Source organism: Labrenzia sp. THAF35 (assembly GCF_009363595.1).
GTDB lineage: Bacteria > Pseudomonadota > Alphaproteobacteria > Rhizobiales > Stappiaceae > Roseibium > Roseibium algicola.
In genome coordinates this window covers 1,126,768-1,147,574 of the sequence record NZ_CP045380.1, presented here as the reverse complement: position 1 = coordinate 1,147,574, position 20,807 = coordinate 1,126,768, and the positions used below count along the sequence as shown (strand labels likewise).

At 60.9% G+C, this 20,807-nt stretch carries 20 protein-coding genes; 12 read left to right on the top strand and 8 right to left on the bottom strand.

Going from position 1 to position 20,807, the window contains the following annotated elements; genetic code table 11:
- Positions 1 to 24: 24 nt before the first annotated feature.
- Together FIU93_RS05240 and rsgA are read left to right on the top strand one after the other, a co-directional pair.
- A complete protein-coding gene (locus tag FIU93_RS05240) occupies positions 25 to 1,194 on the top strand; it encodes a citrate/2-methylcitrate synthase (RefSeq protein ID WP_075284145.1) in 1,170 nt (389 codons plus the stop codon).
- 199 nt (positions 1,195 to 1,393) lie between these two features.
- A complete protein-coding gene (gene rsgA, locus FIU93_RS05235) occupies positions 1,394 to 2,488 on the top strand; it encodes a ribosome small subunit-dependent GTPase A (protein WP_152505001.1) in 1,095 nt (364 codons plus the stop codon).
- 107 nt (positions 2,489 to 2,595) lie between these two features.
- On the opposite strand, the gene FIU93_RS05230 is transcribed toward rsgA, so the two are convergent.
- Genes FIU93_RS05230 through FIU93_RS31315 form a run of 3 tightly spaced genes read right to left on the bottom strand, consistent with a single transcriptional unit; the run spans position 2,596 to position 4,139 of the window.
- Positions 2,596 to 3,060 carry a GNAT family N-acetyltransferase gene (locus FIU93_RS05230; protein WP_152505000.1) on the bottom strand — a complete coding sequence of 155 codons (465 nt, stop codon included), beginning with the start codon at positions 3,058 to 3,060 and terminating at the stop codon, positions 2,596 to 2,598.
- Positions 3,061 to 3,066: 6 nt separating this feature from the next.
- Complete coding sequence (locus FIU93_RS05225) at positions 3,067 to 3,912, bottom strand: isocitrate lyase/phosphoenolpyruvate mutase family protein (protein WP_152504999.1); 846 nt, start codon at positions 3,910 to 3,912, stop codon at positions 3,067 to 3,069.
- A 47-nt stretch (positions 3,913 to 3,959) separates the two neighbouring features.
- Positions 3,960 to 4,139, bottom strand: coding sequence for a hypothetical protein (locus FIU93_RS31315; protein WP_173017231.1), 180 nt, complete (start codon positions 4,137 to 4,139; stop codon positions 3,960 to 3,962).
- On the opposite strand from FIU93_RS31315, the gene FIU93_RS05220 reads away from it, so the two are divergent.
- Entirely contained in the window at positions 4,138 to 4,785 is a 648-nt protein-coding gene (locus FIU93_RS05220) for a pyridoxamine 5'-phosphate oxidase family protein (protein ID WP_208997801.1), read from the top strand. The two genes, FIU93_RS31315 and FIU93_RS05220, sit on opposite strands and share 2 nt — an antisense overlap.
- Here the strand turns inward: FIU93_RS05220 and FIU93_RS05215 are convergent, their stop codons facing one another.
- Positions 4,786 to 5,253, bottom strand: a complete 468-nt coding sequence (locus FIU93_RS05215; protein ID WP_055660398.1) for a DUF1203 domain-containing protein — start codon at positions 5,251 to 5,253, stop codon at positions 4,786 to 4,788.
- Between the two features lie 100 nt (positions 5,254 to 5,353).
- On the bottom strand, positions 5,354 to 5,776 hold the full coding sequence (locus FIU93_RS05210) for a GNAT family N-acetyltransferase (RefSeq protein WP_023002317.1): 423 nt from the start codon (positions 5,774 to 5,776) through the stop codon (positions 5,354 to 5,356).
- Between the two features lie 236 nt (positions 5,777 to 6,012).
- Here FIU93_RS05210 and modB point away from each other — a divergent pair, with 236 nt between their 5' ends.
- From modB to FIU93_RS05165, 9 genes are all read left to right on the top strand, one after another.
- Positions 6,013 to 6,720, top strand: a complete 708-nt coding sequence (gene modB / locus FIU93_RS05205; protein WP_055660401.1) for a molybdate ABC transporter permease subunit — start codon at positions 6,013 to 6,015, stop codon at positions 6,718 to 6,720.
- Positions 6,713 to 7,834, top strand: coding sequence for a molybdenum ABC transporter ATP-binding protein (gene modC, locus FIU93_RS05200; protein ID WP_152504998.1), 1,122 nt, complete (start codon positions 6,713 to 6,715; stop codon positions 7,832 to 7,834). The genes modB and modC overlap by 8 nt, the downstream gene beginning before the upstream one ends.
- A 43-nt stretch (positions 7,835 to 7,877) precedes the next feature.
- Positions 7,878 to 9,674: an ATP-binding protein gene (locus tag FIU93_RS05195; protein ID WP_152504997.1), complete on the top strand. Its 1,797-nt coding sequence runs from the start codon at positions 7,878 to 7,880 to the stop codon at positions 9,672 to 9,674.
- A gap of 16 nt (positions 9,675 to 9,690) precedes the next feature.
- Positions 9,691 to 11,025: a sigma-54 dependent transcriptional regulator gene (locus FIU93_RS05190; protein ID WP_023002313.1), complete on the top strand. Its 1,335-nt coding sequence runs from the start codon at positions 9,691 to 9,693 to the stop codon at positions 11,023 to 11,025.
- Between the two features lie 147 nt (positions 11,026 to 11,172).
- Positions 11,173 to 11,604: a carboxymuconolactone decarboxylase family protein gene (locus FIU93_RS05185; protein WP_031269919.1), complete on the top strand. Its 432-nt coding sequence runs from the start codon at positions 11,173 to 11,175 to the stop codon at positions 11,602 to 11,604.
- Between the two features lies 1 nt (position 11,605).
- The gene (sigJ, locus tag FIU93_RS05180; RefSeq protein ID WP_023002311.1) at positions 11,606 to 12,520 is read left to right on the top strand and encodes an RNA polymerase sigma factor SigJ; all 915 of its coding nucleotides are present in this window, start codon (positions 11,606 to 11,608) and stop codon (positions 12,518 to 12,520) included.
- A 273-nt stretch (positions 12,521 to 12,793) separates the two neighbouring features.
- Positions 12,794 to 13,801 carry a DctP family TRAP transporter solute-binding subunit gene (locus tag FIU93_RS05175; RefSeq protein ID WP_023002310.1) on the top strand — a complete coding sequence of 336 codons (1,008 nt, stop codon included), beginning with the start codon at positions 12,794 to 12,796 and terminating at the stop codon, positions 13,799 to 13,801.
- Between the two features lie 125 nt (positions 13,802 to 13,926).
- Positions 13,927 to 14,547 carry a TRAP transporter small permease gene (locus FIU93_RS05170; RefSeq protein WP_023002309.1) on the top strand — a complete coding sequence of 207 codons (621 nt, stop codon included), beginning with the start codon at positions 13,927 to 13,929 and terminating at the stop codon, positions 14,545 to 14,547.
- Positions 14,548 to 14,557: 10 nt separating this feature from the next.
- On the top strand, positions 14,558 to 16,162 hold the full coding sequence (locus FIU93_RS05165) for a TRAP transporter large permease (protein ID WP_023002308.1): 1,605 nt from the start codon (positions 14,558 to 14,560) through the stop codon (positions 16,160 to 16,162).
- A gap of 312 nt (positions 16,163 to 16,474) precedes the next feature.
- Here the strand turns inward: FIU93_RS05165 and FIU93_RS05160 are convergent, their stop codons facing one another.
- The 3 genes from FIU93_RS05160 to FIU93_RS05150 all read right to left on the bottom strand — a co-directional run bounded on the left by FIU93_RS05160 (position 16,475) and on the right by FIU93_RS05150 (position 20,358).
- Entirely contained in the window at positions 16,475 to 16,756 is a 282-nt protein-coding gene (locus FIU93_RS05160; RefSeq protein WP_152504996.1) for an SCP2 sterol-binding domain-containing protein, read from the bottom strand.
- 283 nt (positions 16,757 to 17,039) lie between these two features.
- The gene (locus FIU93_RS05155; RefSeq protein WP_023002305.1) at positions 17,040 to 18,839 is read right to left on the bottom strand and encodes an IlvD/Edd family dehydratase; all 1,800 of its coding nucleotides are present in this window, start codon (positions 18,837 to 18,839) and stop codon (positions 17,040 to 17,042) included.
- A gap of 115 nt (positions 18,840 to 18,954) precedes the next feature.
- Entirely contained in the window at positions 18,955 to 20,358 is a 1,404-nt protein-coding gene (locus FIU93_RS05150) for an HAD family hydrolase (RefSeq protein ID WP_152504995.1), read from the bottom strand.
- Between the last annotated feature and the right edge of the window lie 449 nt (positions 20,359 to 20,807).

Sequence of the window (20,807 nt, the reverse complement as noted above, 5' to 3'; positions counted from 1 at the left end):
AATGTTGATAATTAAAATCAATGTATGAGCAAGCCGATCTACCTGTCCGCCCGTGAAGCCGCCGCCGAACTTGGTGTTCAGCCCGCGACTCTCTACGCCTATGTCAGCCGGGGGCTGATCAATTCCGTTGCCGGCCCGGGCAAGCAGCGCCGCTACGACGCGGTGGATGTGCGCCGCATGAAAGGCCGCAAGGCTGCCGACGACTACTCCGGTGCTCGGCCCTTGACCGGCGACCCGGTGCTGGAAACCGAACTGACGCTGATTTCGGAAGCCGGTCCGGTCTATCGTGGCCGACCGGCGGTCGATCTGGCGCAAACCTCCACGCTTGAAACCGTGGCCACACTGCTCTGGGCGTCGCAGGAAGACCCGTTTGCCGAAAGCGCTCCATTGCCCCCGCCCAACCTGCCGGAGGGACTTGCGCCTCTGGACCGGCTGATGGTCGCCCTTGCCGCCTGGCCGCTGCAGGACAAGGCGGCCTACACGCAGGCACCCAAGCTTCTGCAGGTGAAAGGCGCTGCCCTGCTGCGCTACGCGGTTGCAGCTCTCCTCAACGCAGATCCGGTCGACGTGCCGATCCACACGCAGATTGCCAACGCTTTCGGCGTGTCGTCTTCGGCGAAGAACGTGATCCGGGCGGCGCTGATCCTGTGTGCCGATCACGAACTCAACACCAGTGCCTTCGCGACGCGCTGCGCTGCCTCCACCCGGGCGCCCCTCCACGCAGCCCTCATTTCCGGTCTGGGAGCCTTTGCCGGTCCGCGCCACGGTGCTGCATCCGACAGGACAACGGCGTGGCTGTCCGATGTCGGGCCGGACACCGATATAGAAACCCTGCTTTCGGACCGGTTGAGCCGGGGCGAGCCCCTGCCCGGCTTCGGTCACACAATCTACCGGGGTCCGGATCCGCGCGCCGCTTGCCTGCTCGACGTGCTATACCGCAGCGAGCCCGCACACCCCTTCGTTCAGCGTCTGCCGGGTTTGATTACGGTCGCGCGTGACCTGTTCGGCGAGGCGCCGAACATCGATCTTGCCCTGGCGGCAACACAAAAGACCTATGACCTGCCGAAGGACGCCGGCAAGATCATCTTCTGCGCTGCCCGCATGACCGGATGGATCGCTCATGCACTGGAGCAATACGCGGCGCCGGAACAGATCCGGCCTCGGGCTGCCTATGTCGGCGAGCGGCCGGAATAAGCCTGGTCACATTTGCGGGATGCTTGTATCGGGGCGTCTTTGCGACTACTTAAAACGGGCACCTTCGAGGTGCGTCCCATGGAGATTGGATGTCAGAGATTGCGTGAGCAGGCTCTCTGAAGATCAGAGAGCCTTGAATACATGAACCGGTGCCTTGGCGGGCGCCTGATGACGTGTGTTTAATTCACGAGACAATCCAATGGTACGGAACTATTCCGACTTCTTTCCCGCACGCCCTAAAAACGATGGGCCGGACAAAAACACTTCACGGCTTCTTTCACTTGGCTGGCGGCCCTATTTTGCACAACAGATCAGCTCCGACGAGCTGACGGCAACACCGCCCGTCCGTGTTGTCGAGGTCCATCGAAACGCGTTTCACGTGGTCGGCGAAGGGCTTGACGAAGCGATCCTGCCTGTCAGGAACGCCACGGTAGGCGACTGGTTGCTGCTGGACCGCGCTCATCCGCCGTCAAGCCGGGTGCTGGAGCGACAGAGCCTGCTCAAACGCCGTGCACCTGGAACCGATCGACAGATCCAGCTGATCGCAGCCAACATCGACACGGTGTTCGTGGTGTCTTCCTGCAATCAGGACTTCAATATTGCCCGGCTGGAGCGGTACATCGCCCTTGCTTTCGAAGCCGGTATCGATCCGGTGATCGTCCTGACCAAGTCGGATCTGGCGAGCGATCCGGAAAACTATGTCGATCTGGCTCGAACGATTTCGAACTCGGTTCCGGTCGTGACGCTGGACGCGCGCGGCGATGAGCCGGGCCTGAAACTCGCGGCCTGGTGCAAGCCGGGCAAAACAGTTGCCTTCCTTGGCTCTTCGGGCGTCGGCAAGTCGACGCTTACCAACGCGCTTTCAGGCACCGAGGACATAGCCACTCAGGCTATTCGTGAAGACGATGCCAAGGGCCGTCACACGACGACCCACCGGCAACTTCACGTGGTTCCAGGCGGCTGTCTGGTGCTGGATACACCGGGCATGCGGGAACTGCAGCTGACGGATGTGGCAGCCGGGATCGATGATCTGTTCTCGGATCTGAACGAGCTGGCATCCCGTTGCCGTTTCAATGACTGCCGGCACGAGACGGAGCCCGGTTGCGCCGTTCAGGCCGCGCTGGCGGACGGCACCCTGGAACCTGGCCGGCTGAACAGGTGGCGAAAGCTGAAGGCGGAAGAAGCCTTCAACTCTGCAAGTCTGGCGGAGCGCAGGTCCAAGGACCGGGCATTCGGCAAGATGGTCCGAAGCGTCATGAAACAGAAGAAGCAGAAAACCTGGGGTCCGGCGTAGCGGGTCTGGAAGGCCAAGGCTTACGTAGCTGCTGACATCCGGGGCCGGGCTCTGCCCGGCCCCGGATCAATGCTTTCCAGCGCACCCGGAGTTGGCAAGCAGCTTGGTCACAGTGTCAGCCGCATGTGGACGATCCGCTTGTCGCCGCGCTGTTCCTCAAGGGTTTCCGCGAAACCCGCACGCTGGTACCAGGCCCGGTTTTCGGTCATGAGCACGTTGGTATAGAGCCGGATTTCGCTCAGCCCGAGGTCCGCTGCCCGCCGCCGCGCCCAGTCGAGCAGCTGCCTGCCACGGCCCTTGCCCTGCTCTTCCGGATCAACGGCAATGCTTTCGATCAGGAGATGGTCCGGATGCCGGATCAGAACGATGCTGGCGGCAAGAGAGGTGCCGGAGCGGAGCACCCAGACATCGTCCCGCCGGATATGCGCGGCATAATCGGCGGTCATTGGCACGGGCACGGCGTTGATGACCGGGATATAATGCGCATAGGCCCGCCGGGCGAGTTCGGTCATTGCGACTGCATCACCCGGGTTCGCCAGGTCAAAGCCTTCGGAAACCTGTTGGGCGTCCATTACGAATCAGGGCCTTGTTTTCATGAAGGATTCGAAATCGGGAATTCCTTCCGGCATGGTTTCGGTCCTGTCGAAACAGCCGAACGTGCCACCGTCTTTCATGTCTTCGGCAGCAGCAATGAAGGCGCGGTAGGCAAGCCGTGCCAGACCTGCCCCGATGGAGACACGCGTAACGCCCATGTCGCCCAGTTCCTTGCGGGTCAGGTGGAAGTTCTTGCGCCCGGCCAGGACGTTCATCGGCGCTTTCACGGCGGCCAGAACGGCGGCAATCTGTTCCTTGTCCTTCAGCTCCGGTGCATAGACGCAATCAGCACCCGCCTCTGCAAAGGCGTTCAGCCGCTTGATGGTCTCGTCAAGTTCATGCTGCGTCTGGACGGGCCCTTCACTGCGGGCAGTCAGAACGAAATCCGGCGACAGCCGGTTCTTGGCATCCACCGCCGCCTTGATCCGCTCCACCGCCAGCTCCAGATCGTAGTAGGGATGTTTCGGATCGGTCGTGTAATCCTCGATGGAGCAGCCGGCGAGGCCAACCTCGATCGCCCCCTTGACCGTTGCCACCACATCGTCCGGGCTGTCGCCGAACCCGTTCTCCAGGTCACCGTTCACCGGCACGCTGGTCGCGGCAATGATGTCGGCGGCATGTCCGAGCGCATCGTCACGTGTGATCAGCCCTTCGGCATCCTTCACGCCTTGCGTCCAGGCATATCCGGCGCTGGACGTGGCCATCGCGTCAAACCGCAACCCGTCCAGAATGCGGGCTGTGCCGATATCGAAGGGATTCGGCATCAGGAAAGCACGCCCTTTTTCGTGAAGAGCTTTGAAGGCGGCACGGCGTTTGGCTGCGGTCGGCATGGCCGGATCTCCCTTGAGGTGTATTTCGCAAAGATTACCGTTAAAGTTTAAATCGGCAATGCGATCCCTTTATGATGGGTGCGATGTTGATCTGGTAAGATCCAGTTTAGCCATAATCGGGGCGCCAGTTTGGAAAAACCGTGATTCCAGCGAAACGCCTTGTCTTTGCGTTCGCAGCGCCGTTTGATGGTGAAAGCGCCAGCAGGCAGATCCAGGGAGGTTGCCATGCCGGAAGATCCCACGACACTTTCAGATTTCAACGACCCGATAACAACGGTTGACCAGCTCGAAGCCCATGCCGGAACCGCGCCCGAAAAGGTGAGGGTAAAGGAGATCAAGGCACTGGACGACCTGTGCAGGCAGTTCATTGCACGATCCCCCTTCTGCCTGATCGCGACGGTTGATCCGGAGGGTGTGATCGATGTGAGTCCCAAGGGGGACCCGGCCGGTTTTGTCACCGTCTTGAGCGACACAGTGCTGGCGATCCCCGACCGCCCCGGAAACCGCCGCCTCGACAGCTACCACAATCTGCTGAAGGACCCGCGCGTCGGACTTATTTTCCTGATCCCGGGCAAGGGCGAGACCTTGAGGGTGTCGGGCAGAGCCCGCATCGTCCGGGATGCCTGGTTGCTGGAGCGGATGCAGGTGGAGGGCAAACAGCCGGCGATGGCGCTGGCAGTGGAGATCACCCGGGCATTCATGCATTGCCCGAAGGCCATGGTCCGCTCGAAGATCTGGCAACCGGAAAGCTGGCGCAATGCTGATGACCTGGGCGACATCGGCGATGCGATGATCCGGCATGGCAAGCTGAAACAGACCCCGGAGGCGCTTCTGGAAGAAGCCACCTCCGAAGGCTTGCTCAGGCTTTATTGATCAGGTCCATGCGGTGCGTGAAACCCTTGCCGCGTAGCAGCCGCGGCGAGCAAAATGCAGGTGAATGTAGTCGACTTGCGGATTGTCGAAGAACGTCCGGATGACACCTTCCAGCTCGCGGCCTTCAACGACTTCCGCGTCGATCATCTCGTGGGCCCGGTTGAAGGCTCGTGCCGACAGCAGGCGCTTTGCCACGACTTCCGGGATCGTGTCCGGGTCCGGATGGCTTTCCTTCGCGCCATCGGCGACAAAGATCGCATGCCGGGAGCGGTAGGGCGTTTCGCCAGGTTGATGTTCGAAATTGAGCAAGTAAACCCGGGTACCCGGGGCTGCATCGGCAAGTGACACACGGCAGGGAAACGCGCCGTCCGAAATGTGCACCTGAATGCCCTTCTGCGCGAGTTCCGTATCACTCAGGCTGCTCAAATGTGCAAACTCGGTGGCGGGAAGAGGCTCGATCTGAAACATGGTGTTGTCTCCTCAATGGTTGTGAGAAGACCCTAGGCGGCTCAAAACGCCCAAACGACCCGATTTGCGAGCGGGAAAATATTTTCCCGCTACCGGTCTTTCAGGCCGGGTTTTTGACACCTGCCCGGCGTGCCATACCCAGGGAAACCGGCGCGGTTTCTTCAAAGCCGAATTGGGCATAAAGCGCATTGGCCGGAACATCGGCGATCAGGCTGACATAGGTCGAGGGCGGGAATGCGCTTTCGATATGGGCAGTCAGGGCTGCCATGATGCGCTTGCCAAGGCCCTGCCCCTGGTAGGCGGGCAAAACCGCGATATCCGTCACCTGGACAAAACAGCCGCCGTCACCGATGAGACGCCCCATGCCGATCGCTTCATCACCGTCATATAGCATCACGCAAAACAGGCTGTTCTTCAGCCCGATTTCCGCCGCGTCCCTGCCGTAGCCGCTCAGCCCGGAATCGACCCGCAGGCGCAAATAGGTATCGATGTCGGGGACCTGGGTCTTCAGCGAGATTGTCATGCAGTGTCCTGGAATCGGCTGCAACAAGGAGGGAACGCGAGCCTAGCCGATCGCACCGGCGCTGGCCATCGGAATAGACATGCTCTAGCCGGACAGGGGCTTTTGACCCCAGGCACGCTGCTTTGCATCGAAGGCTCAAGACAAACGACATCTTGCGTTCCTGCGGTGTTCTAACCGATAACGGCAGGTGGCTGAGAAAATTCGGCCGCGTACCGGAACGAGAAGACTGAGCAGACGTGGATTTTTTCAATCTCCAGCCCGGGGAATGGCAGGCCCTTCTCTTGACCCTCAAGGTCGCTTCTGCCGCCCTCGCTGTCGCGCTGCCGCTTGCCGTTCTGATGGCCTTCGTACTTGCCCGCTACCGGTTCACCGGCCATGGCGCCGTCAATGCTCTTGTGCATCTGCCGCTCGTCTTGCCACCGGTGGTCACGGGCTACGTGCTACTGCTGACCTTTGGCCGCAAGGGTCCGGTCGGATCGTTTCTGGACAGTGTCTTCGGTGTCACCTTCGCTTTCAATTGGACCGGTGCAGCGCTTGCTGCCGGTGTGATGGCTTTTCCGTTGATGGTCAGGCCGATCCGTATTTCCTTCGAAGCCGTGGACCCGAAACTGGAAGAAGCGGCCAAGTCTCTCGGTGCCCATCGCCTGACCGCCTTTCTAACGGTCACCCTGCCTCTTGCCCTGCCGGGCATTCTCGGTGGCGCGATCCTGGGCTTTGCAAAGGCCATGGGCGAATTCGGTGCGACCATAACCTTCGTCTCCAACATTCCGGGGGAGACAAGAACCCTGTCTCTGGCGCTCTATACCGCCACCCAGACCCCTGGTGGAGAACTGGCTGCCTTCCGCCTGACGCTGATTGCGGCCTTTGTCGCCTTCGCGGCGCTGATCGCCTCGGAAGCACTGGCGCGCCGATTGCGCGCGCGCATGGGGGGCGGTCATGCTTGATGTCGACATCACCGGCCGTGTCGGTCAACTCGATCTTGAAGCCCGGTTCAACAGCCGTGGCGGGGTGACATCGCTTTTCGGCCAGTCGGGGGCCGGCAAGACAACGCTGACCAACATGATCGCCGGGCTGATCAAGCCGCTCAGCGGACATATCACCGTCAACGGCACGACCCTTTTCGACGCGAACAAGAATATCAACCTCTCGGTGCAGGCACGCAGGATCGGTCACGTCTTTCAGGATGCCCGGCTGTTTCCGCATCTCAGCGTTGCCTCGAACCTCACCTATGCGCGCTGGGCGGGTCGCAGGCCTGGGACCCGGGACATGCCCGAAGTGGTCGATCTGTTGGGGTTGGGCGGGCTCCTGGAGCGAAAGCCCGGAACTCTTTCCGGCGGCGAGAGGCAACGGGTGGCCATCGGGCGGGCGCTTCTGTCGGACCCGCGGCTCCTGATCATGGACGAGCCGCTGGCCAATCTCGATCAGGCGCGGCGAAACGACATTCTTCCGTATCTGGACCGTCTGTGCGTGGAAGCGGGAATTCCGATCCTCTATGTCAGCCATTCCATCGAGGAAGTGGCGCGCCTGTCCAACACGCTCGTGATCCTGTCGGATGGACGCACACCCGCCTTTGGACCGGTGGCCGACATGCTCGCGCGGACGGATCTGGGCCGGGCAACCGGCCGTCACGAGGCCAGTGCGCTGCTGGAAGGTACCGTCACCAGATGTGACCCGGACTGGGGCCTGACCGATGTCGATATCGGCGGAGCCACACTGCAGATACCGGATATGGCAGCCGTGCCGGGCGATGCGGTGCGCCTGCGCATCCGGGCCAGGGACGTTGCCCTGGCAGTCAAACCGCCGGAGGGCCTGTCCATCCGCAATGCCTTCGCGGCGACAATCCGCAGTATTTCGAGTGAAAGCGGTCCCTATGCGGAAATCCTTTGCTCCGTCAGCGGACAGGTGCTGCGTGCCCGCATCACCCGCGCGTCCGTCGCCGACCTCGATCTCCACACAGGCAAGGACGTCACGGTTCTGATCAAGAGCGTTGCCATTGACCGGCGCCAGCGTGCGCCGGCCCTGTCGGACACGGCTACCGGGGAGGATTTCGCTGGATAAGGCTCCCGCTTCACGCGGCGCGCGGCTTGTTTATACTGACGCGATGTTGCGCAAGACCAAGCGCCGGACCTGGCGCAGGCTGAAGATCGGTATCGGAGCGGCGGCGATCCTGTCGACGGTCGCACTGATGTGGCTGACCGGGCTTGCCAGCTTGCGGATCACGCTTGCGGAGGTGGAAACCGGTGCGCGGGCCAATCTTGCGGTTCAGACCGCCGTTCTCGAAAGACTTCTCGACAAGTTCCGCCTGCTGTCGCCGCTGTTGGCACGTGGTCCGGATATCGGTCAGTTGCTGATGAGCACGGGCAGATCTGGAGACCCTGGCATCGCCGCGATCGCTGCCGGTATGTCGGGCGCGGAAGAGATCTGGCTGATGGACAGGCAAGGCAATGTCGTGGTCTCCAGCCAGGATGGTGTGCCAACGGGCTCCTTCGGCGGGGCGGAACGCATCGGACATGCCTTCGAACAGGCCCTTCAGGGCCAGCTCGGCCGGCAGCTCATCCCCGGTACGCCAGAGGCCGCATCGAACTATGTCTTCGCCTCGCCTCTGCGCCGGGGCAGCTCCATTGTCGGCGTGATTGCCGTCCGGGTCAGTCTGGAAGACGTCGAGCAGGCCTGGGCACTCAGCAAGGAACCGCTGGTCGCGCTGGATGGCAGTGGCCGGATTGTGGTCACCAATGTGCCCGCATGGCGCGGCAAACGGATGGACGAGCTTTCTGTCGGCCGGGATATCGCCGACATGTCGGTGGCGGAGCGCATCGAGGTCCTGCTGCCGGCAACGCCGTCGCCCTACTATTACCTGCAATTGACGGAGAACTTGGCCGTTCTCGGTTGGCAGGTCAGAACGCTTGTGACGATCGAGGATGCCCGCCAGCGATCCGGCTGGGCCATGCTGGTCGCGCTTCTGGTCTGTGTGATCGCCGCCGGAGGTATCGCCATCCTGATCGTCAGGCGGGAAGAATTCGTGCGCCAGGAACGGCGCAACCGGGCGAGCGCACTGCGCCTGGAGCGCCGTGTGCAATCACGGACAGCGGATCTTCGCCGCACCAACGTCCTTCTGGAACAGGAAGTGCGCGAGCGCGAACAGGCTGAAGCCGATTTGCGTCTGGCCCAGGCCGAACTCGTGCAGGCAGCCAAGCTCGCAACGCTCGGCCGGATGTCTGCGGCTCTCAGCCACGAGTACAACCAGCCACTGGCAGCTATCCGTTCCGATGCCGAAGTGGCAGGCATGCTGATCGAGCGGGGGCGTGCGGGAGAGGCCCTCGGCAATCTCTCGCGAATCGAAGGCATGGTCAGCCGCATGGCCGAAATCGCCAAGACGCTGAAAGGCTTCACCCGCAAGTCGGGCACCGACATCAAGCCGGTGTCCCTGCGTCAGGTGATCGACGAGGCAACGTTGCTGCTGCAGCCACACATCAAGCAGAGCAAGGTGCGCCTCGATCTGGCGCTGCCGACAGAAGATATCATCGTCAAGGGCGGGCGCATCCGCCTGGAGCAGGTGGTCATCAATCTCCTGTCCAACGCACTGGATGCCGTCAGCGGCAACGCCGCATCGCTTGCCATGCCCGAAGTGCGCCTGGAACTGAGGCAGGAAGGCAGCGAAGCGGTTCTGACCGTCAGTGACAATGGCACAGGCATTGATGCCGATGTGCTGCCACAGATCTTCGACCCGTTTTTCACCACCAAGGATGTCGGCGCCGGGCTCGGGCTGGGCTTGTCGATTGCCTACAAGATCGTTCATGACTTTTCCGGATCGCTGAAGGCGGCGAATCGCGACGGTGGCGGTGCGGTGTTCACCATGCGTCTGCCGGTGGCCGATGAACATGTCCTTGCAGCGGAATGAAATGAGATAGGCGTTAATGGATCAGGCGACCGTCCTACTGATTGACGATGAAGCGGACCTGCGTGGCTCCTTGAGCCAGGGGCTGGAGTTGTCCGGCCAGGCGGTGTTTGCAACCGGTGAACCGGAAGAAGCCCTGGAGCGGGTCAACCGCGGGTTCTACGGCGTGCTTGTTACAGATATTCGCATGCCCGGAACGGACGGGTTCCAGGTCATGAAGCGGGCCTTCGAGATCGATCCCGCCCTGCCCGTGGTGCTGATCACCGGCCATGGCGATGTGCCACTGGCGGTCGAGGCCATGCGCGCCGGTGCCTACGATTTCATGGAAAAGCCCTTTTCCGTTTCGCGCCTTGCCTCCGTGGTGGAACGCGCGCTCGACAAGCGCCGGCTGGTGCTGGAAAACCGAAAGCTGCGCGAGGAGCTGGCAGACCGAACGGGCCTGGAAAGCCGTCTCGTGGGGCGCACCGCCGCCATGGAACTGCTTCGCCGCAATGTCACGGCCCTGGCGGCAACCGATGCCGATGTGCTGATCCTGGGGGAGACCGGCTCCGGCAAGGAGGTGGTCGCCCGGGCACTGCATGACGAAGGTCCTCGCAAGGAAAAGCCTTTCGTCGCCCTCAATTGCGGGGCGCTTCCCGCCGAAATCATCGAATCTGAACTCTTCGGCCACGAGAAGGGCGCCTTTACCGGTGCCAGCGGACAGCGCATCGGCAAGCTGGAACATGCCCATGGGGGCACCGTATTTCTGGACGAAATCGAATCCATGCCGCTGGAACTGCAGGTCAAGCTGCTGCGCGTGATCGAGACCCGGACAATCGAACGGCTCGGTTCCAACAAGGCGATCGAACTGGATGTGCGCTTCATTGCGGCCACCAAGGAAGACCTTGAGGCCGCCGGCAAGGAAGGCCGGTTCCGACTGGACCTGTTCTACCGGCTCAATGTCGTCAACGTTGCCATTCCACCGTTGCGCGACCGGCTGGAGGATATCCCCCTCCTGTTCCGGCATCTGGCGGTGGAAGCCCGGGCACGCTACCGGCGCGAGATCCCGGACATCAACGAGGAATATCTCGCCGAGCTGATGGCGCGGGACTGGCCGGGCAACGTCCGCGAGTTGCGCAATGTCGCCGACCGTTTCGTGCTCGGTGTCGAGCTGGTCAACGCGCCCAGCAGCGGTGCCGGATCCACCTTGTTCGAACAGGTTGCGACATATGAACGGGCGTTGATCGTCGCCGAACTCAAGCGCAACGACGGTGCCATCAAGCCCACTTACGAGAACCTTGGGCTCTCGCGAAAGGCGCTTTACGAGAAAATGCGCAAATACGGTCTCGGCAAGGACGAAGCGCTTTCCGTCTGACAATGACCTGATTTCCTTGCCGTCCCGGCTTGCTAGGCGGGTCGGCAAAACGAATGGCCGAAAAAAGTTTCGGGCCGGTGTCACAAATCGCTGCCCCCGGTCGTCAACCCTGTGTCACACCCTGAAACCTGAATGGAAGACACGCCAATGACGACCTCTAATGCCATCAATCACTACGAAAATGTCCCCGATATCGTGAAGCGTTTCGTCGCTGCCAGTGGTGAGATCGGCAAGGCAGGACTGGAGCCGAAACTGCGGCACCTGATCGATCTGCGTGCATCGCAGATCAACCAGTGTGCCTATTGCGTGAAGATGCACACCCAGGAAGCACTCGACGCGGGCGAGACCCAGGAGCGTTTGCAGCGCCTGACGGTCTGGCGGCACGTTGATGACTACACGCCGGCGGAGAAGGCTGCCTTTGCCTGGACGGAAGCCTTGACCAGTCTTCAGGTCGATACGAACTATGAGGCGTTGCGCGGTGAATTGCGCCGCCACTTCGATGACGCCGAGATCAGTGCGATCACCGCCGCGGTCGCGATGATCAATCTGTGGAACCGGGTCCAGGTATCGAACCACTGACATGAGTGACGCTCCAGGCATCGATGTTTTCGAGACGGTACGCCCGAAGCTGATGGGGCTGGCCTATCGCATGCTCAGCTCCATGGCGGATGCCGAGGATGCGGTGCAGGACACATACCTGAAGTGGCAATCCACGGATCGTGCCGGCATCCTGAATCCGGAAGCATTCCTCACCACGGTCTGCACCAATTGCTGCCTGGACACTCTCAAGGCCGCTCACAGGAAACGGGTCGACTATGTCGGCCCGTGGATCCCCGAACCGCTTCAGTTCGAAAGTGGCTCGGACCCGGAGACCGATCTGGACAGGGCACAGTCCCTGACGACAGCGTTCCTCCTGCTGCTGGAGCGCCTCAGCCCGAAGGAGCGCGCCGCCTACCTGCTGCGCGAAATCTTCGCAAAGCCCTATGACGAAGTTGCCGAAACTCTGGGGGTTACCGAACAGGCCTGCCGCCAGTTGGTGTCCCGCGCAAGCAGACATGTGCAGGGTCCGACCTCCCGTTTTGTTCCTCCGGCCGATCATCAGGACCGGATCCTGTCTGCCTTTCTCACTGCTATTGAAACAGGGTCCACGGACCACCTGACGGGCCTTCTCGCCGAAACCGTACAACTCCAGTCCGATGGTGGCGGCAAGGCAACGGCCATGAGCCGGATCCTGGAAGGCGCGGACGAGGTCGCTCGCTACGCGGTTCTTATTCTTGGCCGCCTCTGGGAGCCCTGCCAGATCAAGATACTGGATCTGAACGGCACACGTGGCCTCGTCATGTTCTACGGCGACGAGATCGTGACAGCCGTGATGTTCGCCTATGACGCCGATGGACGACTGGAGCGTATCTACAACATGCGCAATCCGGACAAGCTGGCACGCCTGAAGGTCAAGCTGCGCCATGACCGGTCTTCAGGCGCTATCTGGCACTGATAATTCGGCGCTTTACGGCTTAAAATATGATGTAGCAGGCCTGAGATGTGTCGGTTTCGACACATCCGGTTTGATGCCATGTGTCTGACTCGACCCATAAACGAAAGTCTCTCCCGACCAGGTTCATTTGAAACTTTTTGTTAACCTGCAGAAATCTGCGCTTTTTGTTGCTCTTCCGGCACTTGGCACGGACTTTGCCAATAGGGTGCCGACCAGCCACCACGCTGTCCGGCCCGAATGGCCGTCATACTGAAATGTCTGGGAGGACATCCGATGAAAAAATTCGCTCTCGCCGCAGCTACCGCGGCGTCTCTGGCCCTGTCTGCGAACGCTTATGCGGCTGACGATTGCAATGACGGTGAAATCGTCATCAAGTTCAGCCACGTGGTTGCCGCAACCGGCCACCCGAAAGGCGACGCTGCCACGCTGCTGGCGGAACGCGTCAACGACGAGATGAACGGCAAGGCCTGCATGCAGGTGTTCCCGAACTCTCAGCTTTTCGACGACGACAAGGTAATGGAAGCTCTTCTGCTCGGCGATGTCCAGCTTGCTGCGCCGTCGCTTTCCAAGTTCGAAGCCTACACGCTGAAGTTCCGCCTGTTCGACCTGCCGTTCCTGTTCCAGGATCTGGACGCCGTCGAGCGCTTCACCACCGGTGAAAACGGCAAGGAACTCCTGAACTCCATGACCGACTACGGTTTCCAGGGCCTTGGCTACTGGAGCTCCGGCCTGAAGCAGTTCTCCGCCAACAAGCCGCTGCTGGTTCCGGACGATGCAAAAGGCCTGAAGTTCCGCGTGCAGACCTCTGACGTGGCTGTTGCCATGATCGAAGCCATGGGCGCCAACGCTCAGAAGCTGGCCTTCAAGGAAGTCTACGGTGCACTGCAGACCGGTGTTGTGGACGGTCAGGAAAACTCCTGGTCCAACATCTACACCCAGAAGTTCTTCGAAGTGCAGGACGGCATCACCGAAACCAACCACCAGCTGCTTGCTTACTTGCTCGTCACTTCCGACGAGTGGCTGGACAGCCTGGACCCGGAAGTTCGTGACCAGTTCCTGACCATCGTGGAAGAAGTCACTGCAACCGCAAACGGTAACGTGGCAGCTGCTGAAGCCCAGAACCGCCAGAACGTTCTGGATGCCGGTTCCACCATTCGTGAACTGACCCCGGAGCAGCGCAAGGCATGGGTTGGCGCCATGAAGCCGGTTTGGGACAAGTTTGAAGGCGATATCGGTAAGGACCTGATCGACTCCGCCGTCGCTTCCAACAACGCCAGCTAAGGCTGACCTGAAACAACTCCTGGAAGGGCCGGATCGTCCGGCCCTTCTGCCAAGGTCCCGCGGTCGCCCGCGCAACCATGCCGGCGGACACGCTGATAACCAAGAGGCCAATTCGGGGGAAACGCATGCAACGCGTCGACAATTGGGTCACGCGCTTCGAGGAAGGTGTACTTGCCTTTCTCCTGGCCGCCATGACCATCGTATCCTTCACCCAGGTGGTGGCGCGATACGGCTTTAATTCCGGCTGGACCGGTGCCCTGGAATTCACACGTATCCTGTTCGCCTGGCTGATCCTGTTCGGCATGAGCTATGGCGTTAAAATCGGCTCGCATCTGGGCGTCGATGCGGTCATCCGCCTGTTTCCCAAGCCGGTGTTCCGGGCTGTTGCCGTGTTCGGTGCACTCTGCGGCGTTGTCTATGCGCTGACGCTGCTCTGGTCGGAATGGCTGCACATCTTCGGTCTCGATACCAGAGGCGGCGCGATCGACTACTGGTCCAAGATGTACAAGATCGGCATCGGTCTCGACGACCTGCGCTATCCCGACGCGATCATTGAAACCTTCGGCACGAAAGAGCGTGTTCAACGCTGGATCGCCTATCTGATCCTGCCCATCGGCCTGTTCCTGTTCATGTTTCGCTGCATCCAGGCGGCCTGGCAGATCATTACCGGCGAGCGCGAGATGATGATCGCCGCGCATGAGGCGGAAGACCTCGTCGCTGAAAACAAAGACGTCTTGAAGGACTGAGGCCGGGGCAATGGAAGCAGCAATTCTCTTCATTCTCGTCCTCGGCTTCTTGTTCCTGGGCGTTCCGATCTCCATTTCGCTCGGCTTGTCCAGCGTTCTGGCGATTGCCATCTTCTCCAACGATTCCATCTCGTCGGTGGCGCTGCAGCTGTTCACGGCGTCGCAGAACTACACACTCCTGGCGATTCCCTTCTTCATTCTGGCATCGGCCTTCATGTCGACGGGCGGTGTTGCCAAGCGCATCATCCGCTTCTCGATCGCGTCCGTCGGTGCGATCCGGGGCGGTCTGGCCATCGCCGGCGTCTTCGCCTGCATGCTGTTTGCAGCTCTGTCAGGCTCCTCGCCCGCAACCGTCGTTGCCATCGGTACCATCGCCATCGCCGGCATGCGGCAGGCAGGCTACACGAAGGAGTTTGCCGCGGGTGTCATCGCCAATGCCGGTACGCTCGGCATCCTGATCCCGCCTTCCATCGTCATGGTGGTCTATGCGGCTGCAACCAACGTTTCCGTTGGCCGCATGTTCCTTGCCGGTGTGGTTCCAGGGCTGATCGCCGGTCTGATGCTGATGATCGCCATCTATGTCATGGCACGCGTCAAGAACCTGCCGGCCCAGCCGTGGCCGGGCTTCAAGGAAATCTGGCATGCCATGATGGAAGCGGCCGTCGGCCTGTTCCTGATGGTCATCATCCTGGGCGGTATCTACGGCGGTATCTTCACCCCGACCGAAGCTGCGGCGGTGGCGGCCGTTTACGCCTGTCTGGTGGCACTCTTCGTCTATCGCGACATGGGCCCGCTCAGTGGCATTCGCTGGGTGCAGGAACAGGACGGCCCTCTGGGGCTGGCCGGTTTCAAGACCATCACCTACGGGTTTGCTGCAATGTTCGCCTGGTCGAGCATCGCCGGCATGGTCACGGACAGACAGGGTTTCTACGGCATCGACAGTGCCATTGTCCTGCTGGCTGCGCTGATTGGCTATCCGCTTCTGCGCGGCCGTGTCAGCCCTGCCGAGCTGCCGTCCATCTATGGTATCGGCGCAAAGATCTGGGGTCGGAATATCGGACTGATCGTCTGGAAGTTTCTTCCGGCCATGTTCCACAAGGACACCAAGAAGGTGATGGTGGATGCGGCGAAGACGACCATCATGCTGATGTTCATCATCGTCAACGCCCTGCTGTTTGCCCACGTGCTGACATCGGAGCGGATTCCACAGGCAATCACCGACTGGATGGTCGGAGCCGGTTTCAACTGGTTCACCTTCCTGATCGCGGTCAACCTGCTGTTGCTGCTTGGTGGTCAGTTCATGGAACCGTCGGGCCTGCTTCTGATCGTGGCGCCGGTGGTCTTCCCGATCGGCATGGAACTTGGCGTCGATCCGGTTCACCTCGGCATCATCATGGTCGTGAACATGGAAATCGGCATGATCACGCCGCCAATCGGGCTCAATCTGTTCGTCACATCGGGGATAACGGGGATGAGTCTGGTGCAGGTGGTCAAGGCGGCAGCGCCGTTCGTGCTCATCCTGCTCCTGTTCCTCATCCTGGTGACCTATGTCCCGGCCCTGTCCACTTGGCTGCCCTACAGCCTGATGGGACCGGAAATCATCACAAACCGGTAACGACCCGGACCATCCAGAAACTCGAACGGCGGGCCCTGCCCGCCGTTTTTTTGTTTGCCGTGCCCGGGAGGGAGCCTTCACGTCGTTCACCGGGCCTCATCCCCGCCACCTCATCCTGAGGAAGGCCAAAGACCTGTCTCGAAGGATGGGCGGCACACTCCGAAACAAGCGGCCCATCCTTCGAGACGCCCGGCTGTACCGGGCTCCTCAGGATGAGGCTGATGGGAATGGGGGAGTGGGAGTGGAGATTGTGGAACAAAAAAAGCCGGCCCTGTTGGGACCGGCTTGAAAAGGTCTGCTGCAAAGGCTTGCTTAGACGATGCTGCCGAGTTTCATGGCAACGCTCATGTCACCTTCCACCTGCATCTTGCCGCCCATGAAGGCAGCCGTCGGGTTCAGATCACCCGAGAGAAGGTCACCGAGGTCTTCGGCGGACATCTTTATGGTGCAGTCTGCCTCGTCATCTTCGTTGGAAACGCTGGAGCCCTGCAGGAAAATGACACCCGTTTCCCCAAGATCGAACTTGACGGATTCTTCAATGCCGCCATCGGCAACCTTCGCGCGGACACCTTCGGTAAGCTGTTCCAAGGACATGTCGTTTTCTCCCGTTTGAATTGGGCCGGAGCCCGTCTTTGCCCTCTTGAAGCATGACGTTTACGTAATCGTCAAGTAGAAATCTGTGTCGAAAGAGATGCGCCGCCGGCAGCGTTTCGCTACACGCGCCGTCACCCCATGGCTTGACCATGGGATCCATGTCGTTTCACCGGCAGCGCGGCCGCCGTGATCATCGCATGGATTGCCGGATCAAGTCCGGCAATGACCGAGAATTTCAACATTTCGCGGTGCCAGAGGCAATGCACCTGACAGGATCGTCAGATCAATGATTGTCCCGTGGCAGCCCCTTGGTATGCGCGACGTCCTGGTATTTAACCGCCGGCTCCAGAACCATGCCCTTGTCGAACTGCCCGATCATGGCGCGCTGGATCTCCTGCCAGGGTGTCTGGCTCTCCGCAATCTTGAAGCCGCCCGCCGCTTCCAGGTCCGTGCGTCGTTGCGCAAGTTCCTCATCGGAAATCAGGATGTCGGCAGTGCCTTTCCTCAGATCGATGCGCACACGGTCCCCGCTTTTCAGAAGCGCGAGTCCACCCATGGCGGCAGCTTCCGGTGATGCGTTCAGGATCGACGGCGAACCGGATGTGCCCGACTGACGGCCGTCGCCGATGCAGGGCAGGGATGTAATCCCGCGTTTGATCAGGGCTGCGGGTGGCTGCATGTTGACCACCTCGGCACCGCCCGGATAACCGATCGGGCCGGTGCCCCGGATGAACAGCATGCAGTGCTCATCGATCTCAAGGTCCGGATTGTCGATGTTGTCGTGGTAATCCTCCGGCCCTTCGAACACAACGGCACGGCCCTCGAACGCTTCCGGATCGTCCGGATTGGAGAGATAGCGGTCGCGGAACTCTTCCGAGATCACGCTGGTCTTCATGATGGCGCTGTCGAACAGGTTGCCCTTCAGGTTGATGAAACCAGCCTTGTCTTTCATCGGATTGTTGAACGGCTTGATGACGTCCGGCAGGTCTGTGACGACACCGTCGCAATTGTCGCCGATGCCCTTGCCGTTGACGGTAAGCGCGCCCGGATGCGGCAGCTTGCCGTTTCGCATCAGCTCCGCGACGACAGCAGGCACGCCGCCTGCGTGGAAGTAATCCTCGCCCAGATATTCGCCGGCTGGCTGCAGATTGACCAGCAGCGGCACGTCATGGCCGATCTCCTGCCAGTCGTCGTTGTCCAGTTCCACACCCAGATGGCGGGCAATGCCGTTCAGGTGGATCGGTGCATTGGTCGAACCGCCGATGGCCGAGTTGACGACAATGGCGTTCTCAAACGCTTCGCGGGTCATGATGTCGGAGGGTTTCAGATCCTCGCGCACCATGTCGACAATGCGTTTGCCGGTCTCGTAGGAAATTGCACCGCGCTCACGGTAAGGCGCCGGAATGGCGGCCGCCCCCGGAAGCTGCATGCCCAGGGCTTCGGCCAGCGAGTTCATGGTCGTTGCCGTGCCCATGGTGTTGCAGAAGCCGACGGACGGCGCGGAGGAGGCGACGAGGTCCATGAAGCCCTTGTAGTCGATCTCGCCTGCGGCAAGCATCTGGCGGGCTTTCCAGACGATGGTGCCGGAGCCCGTGCGCTCGCCCTTGTACCAGCCGTTCAGCATCGGACCGACGGACAGCGCGATGGCCGGAATATTCACCGTCGCGGCGGCCATCAGGCAGGCAGGTGTGGTCTTGTCGCAGCCGATTGTCAGCACCACGCCGTCGATGGGGTAGCCATACAGCAGTTCGACGAGACCAAGATAGGCCAGGTTCCGGTCCAGTGTTGCGGTCGGGCGCTTGCCGGTCTCCTGGATCGGGTGAACCGGAAATTCGAAGGCAATACCACCGGCGTCGCGAATACCTTCGCGCACACGCTTGGCCAGCTCCAGATGGTGGCGGTTGCAGGGTGAAAGGTCAGAGCCGGTCTGGGCGATGCCGATAATCGGTTTGCCCGACTGCAGCTCTTCACGCGTGATGCCGAAATTCAGGTATCGCTCGATATAGAGCGCGGTCATGCCCGGATTGTCGGGATTGTCGAACCAGGCGGCGGACCGCAGTTTCGGTGTTTTGGTGTCGCTCATGTCGCCTCATCCCTCAATGCACTCACAAAGTGTCAAAAGCCGATAAACACCAGCTCCATGAGGCTGTAAAGGCGCTGAAACCCGATTTCGGTTCCACAATCTGAGAATGCGCCCGTCATGTATTCCGGTGCAGCGTATCTGCAATGGAAAATCGGGCAAATGTCCAAAGGACGGCAAGACAGACAGCAAAAAGAACGGGTGCGGCCGAGAGCGGAAGGAGGGTCAAGGCACCGCACAGGCCGGCGAAAAGCCAGAGACCTGACAGCAGCCGGCGGGCGTGCACGGCCAGCAGATTGCGGCGCATGGCCAGCGCCTTCAGGGCAGAGAAGGCACCAATGTCGTCGGTGTCGCTGACAGCAAGGGGGGAATGCCTTGCATCCGTCCCGTCCTTTCCGGGCGTGGCGCCTTCGCGCAGTTCCAGCGCCATACGGTCCTGCGACAGGGTCAGGACCAGGGGAGGCGTGTCCGGAAAGCAGCGTGAGGCGGCCTCGGGCGCGGTTTCTCCCGGCTTCGGATCATCGGTCAGCTCTAGGCCAAGCATGCCAGCCAGCGCGCTGCGTGTGTTGGGGCTGTCACCACTGAACAGCCACGGCACGAGGCCCTCTTTGCGCAGGGCCATCCCCGCAACGCCGGCATCCTGACGCAATGTGCCTTCCAGTCCTAAAACACCCACGACGCGTCCCCCGACAGCGACACGCAGCACCGTCTTGCCGTCTGCTTCCAGCGACCGGGCAATGGCGTCGGCGGTAAAACTGTCGATCTTGAGGCGCTTCAGGAGGTCCGTCGTGCCGATCACCACGGTCTGTCCGCCGAGCAGCGCAACAACACCCAGACCAGGTGTCGGTTCGAACCGGTCCGGCATCTTGAGGGCGACTTGCCACTGGCTTGCCAGTTCGCGCAGGGCCTGGGCGACTGGGTGGGTTGATCCGGCTTCCGCGGAGGCGGCAACGGCCAGGAGCGTTTTCGGCTCGTTGTTGAAGGCCATGACATTGGTGACCATCAGGTTGGGTCCAGACATCACGGCAGCCTTGTCGATGAGGATATCGCGGGCATGAGCGACCTTGGTGAAGGCGCCGGGGGCAATGTCACGGGCGCCTGCCGCCAGTGCTGCCTTGTGAAAGACCTTGTCCGCGAATGCGTTGATTCCGTCGATCAGTTGCGGCCAGGAAAGAAGCAGAGCGGCGGCAAGAGCGGCCGGGGCCTCGGTCCTGTCGAGGACCCACCACCAGGTACCGGCAGCCAGCAGCGCCAACAGGACAGACCATGCCGCTTGTGGCACTCCGCTGAGGTCACCCCTTGGTGGCAGCAGAACCACACCGAACGCCCGCAGCACCATCAGGAAGGCTGCGGCAAGGGCGGGTGCATTGGTCTGGGGCGATGTCGGACCGGACAGGTGGAGGCCGGTCGAAACGGCAAGCAATCCGGTGCTGACCACCGCCGTGAAAAGCGTCAAGGGCCGGCCGACAGAGGTGTTGAGCGAAAAAGAGAGGCCGAGAAGCGAAAAAATCGCGGAAAACATGCTGAAAATTAAGGCGCTGTAGGAACCGAAAACCAAAACTGACGTTGCGGCGTCAGAGGGTTCTCCGCCTGCTGTTGCCAGAGCCAGAACAAGGCACACTACGGCAATGATAAGAAAAAACGCCCAAAGAACTGAAATCAATGATGTTTTCGGCATAGCCGGTCGGCTCTCGTATCTGGAATTCTTCTGCTGGAACCGGGTCGTGGGCCAACTGGAGATACAAACGGCACGCCCTGGGGACCGTCTGAAAATGCGGGAGCGGCCGGAGACAGGCAATGCCGCAGAGTCAGTTCGGTAAGCATGTTGCCTGTCCCAGTCGCAGTGCATCGGAATGGGTGCTGACCATTTGTGCAGCGTGGAACTTGAGCGAAACTGAATTGCGGGTAGTATAAAAGGGTAATTTTTTAAACGGCCTGCAAGTATTGAGGGCCTGTATTTAATAGTCCTCT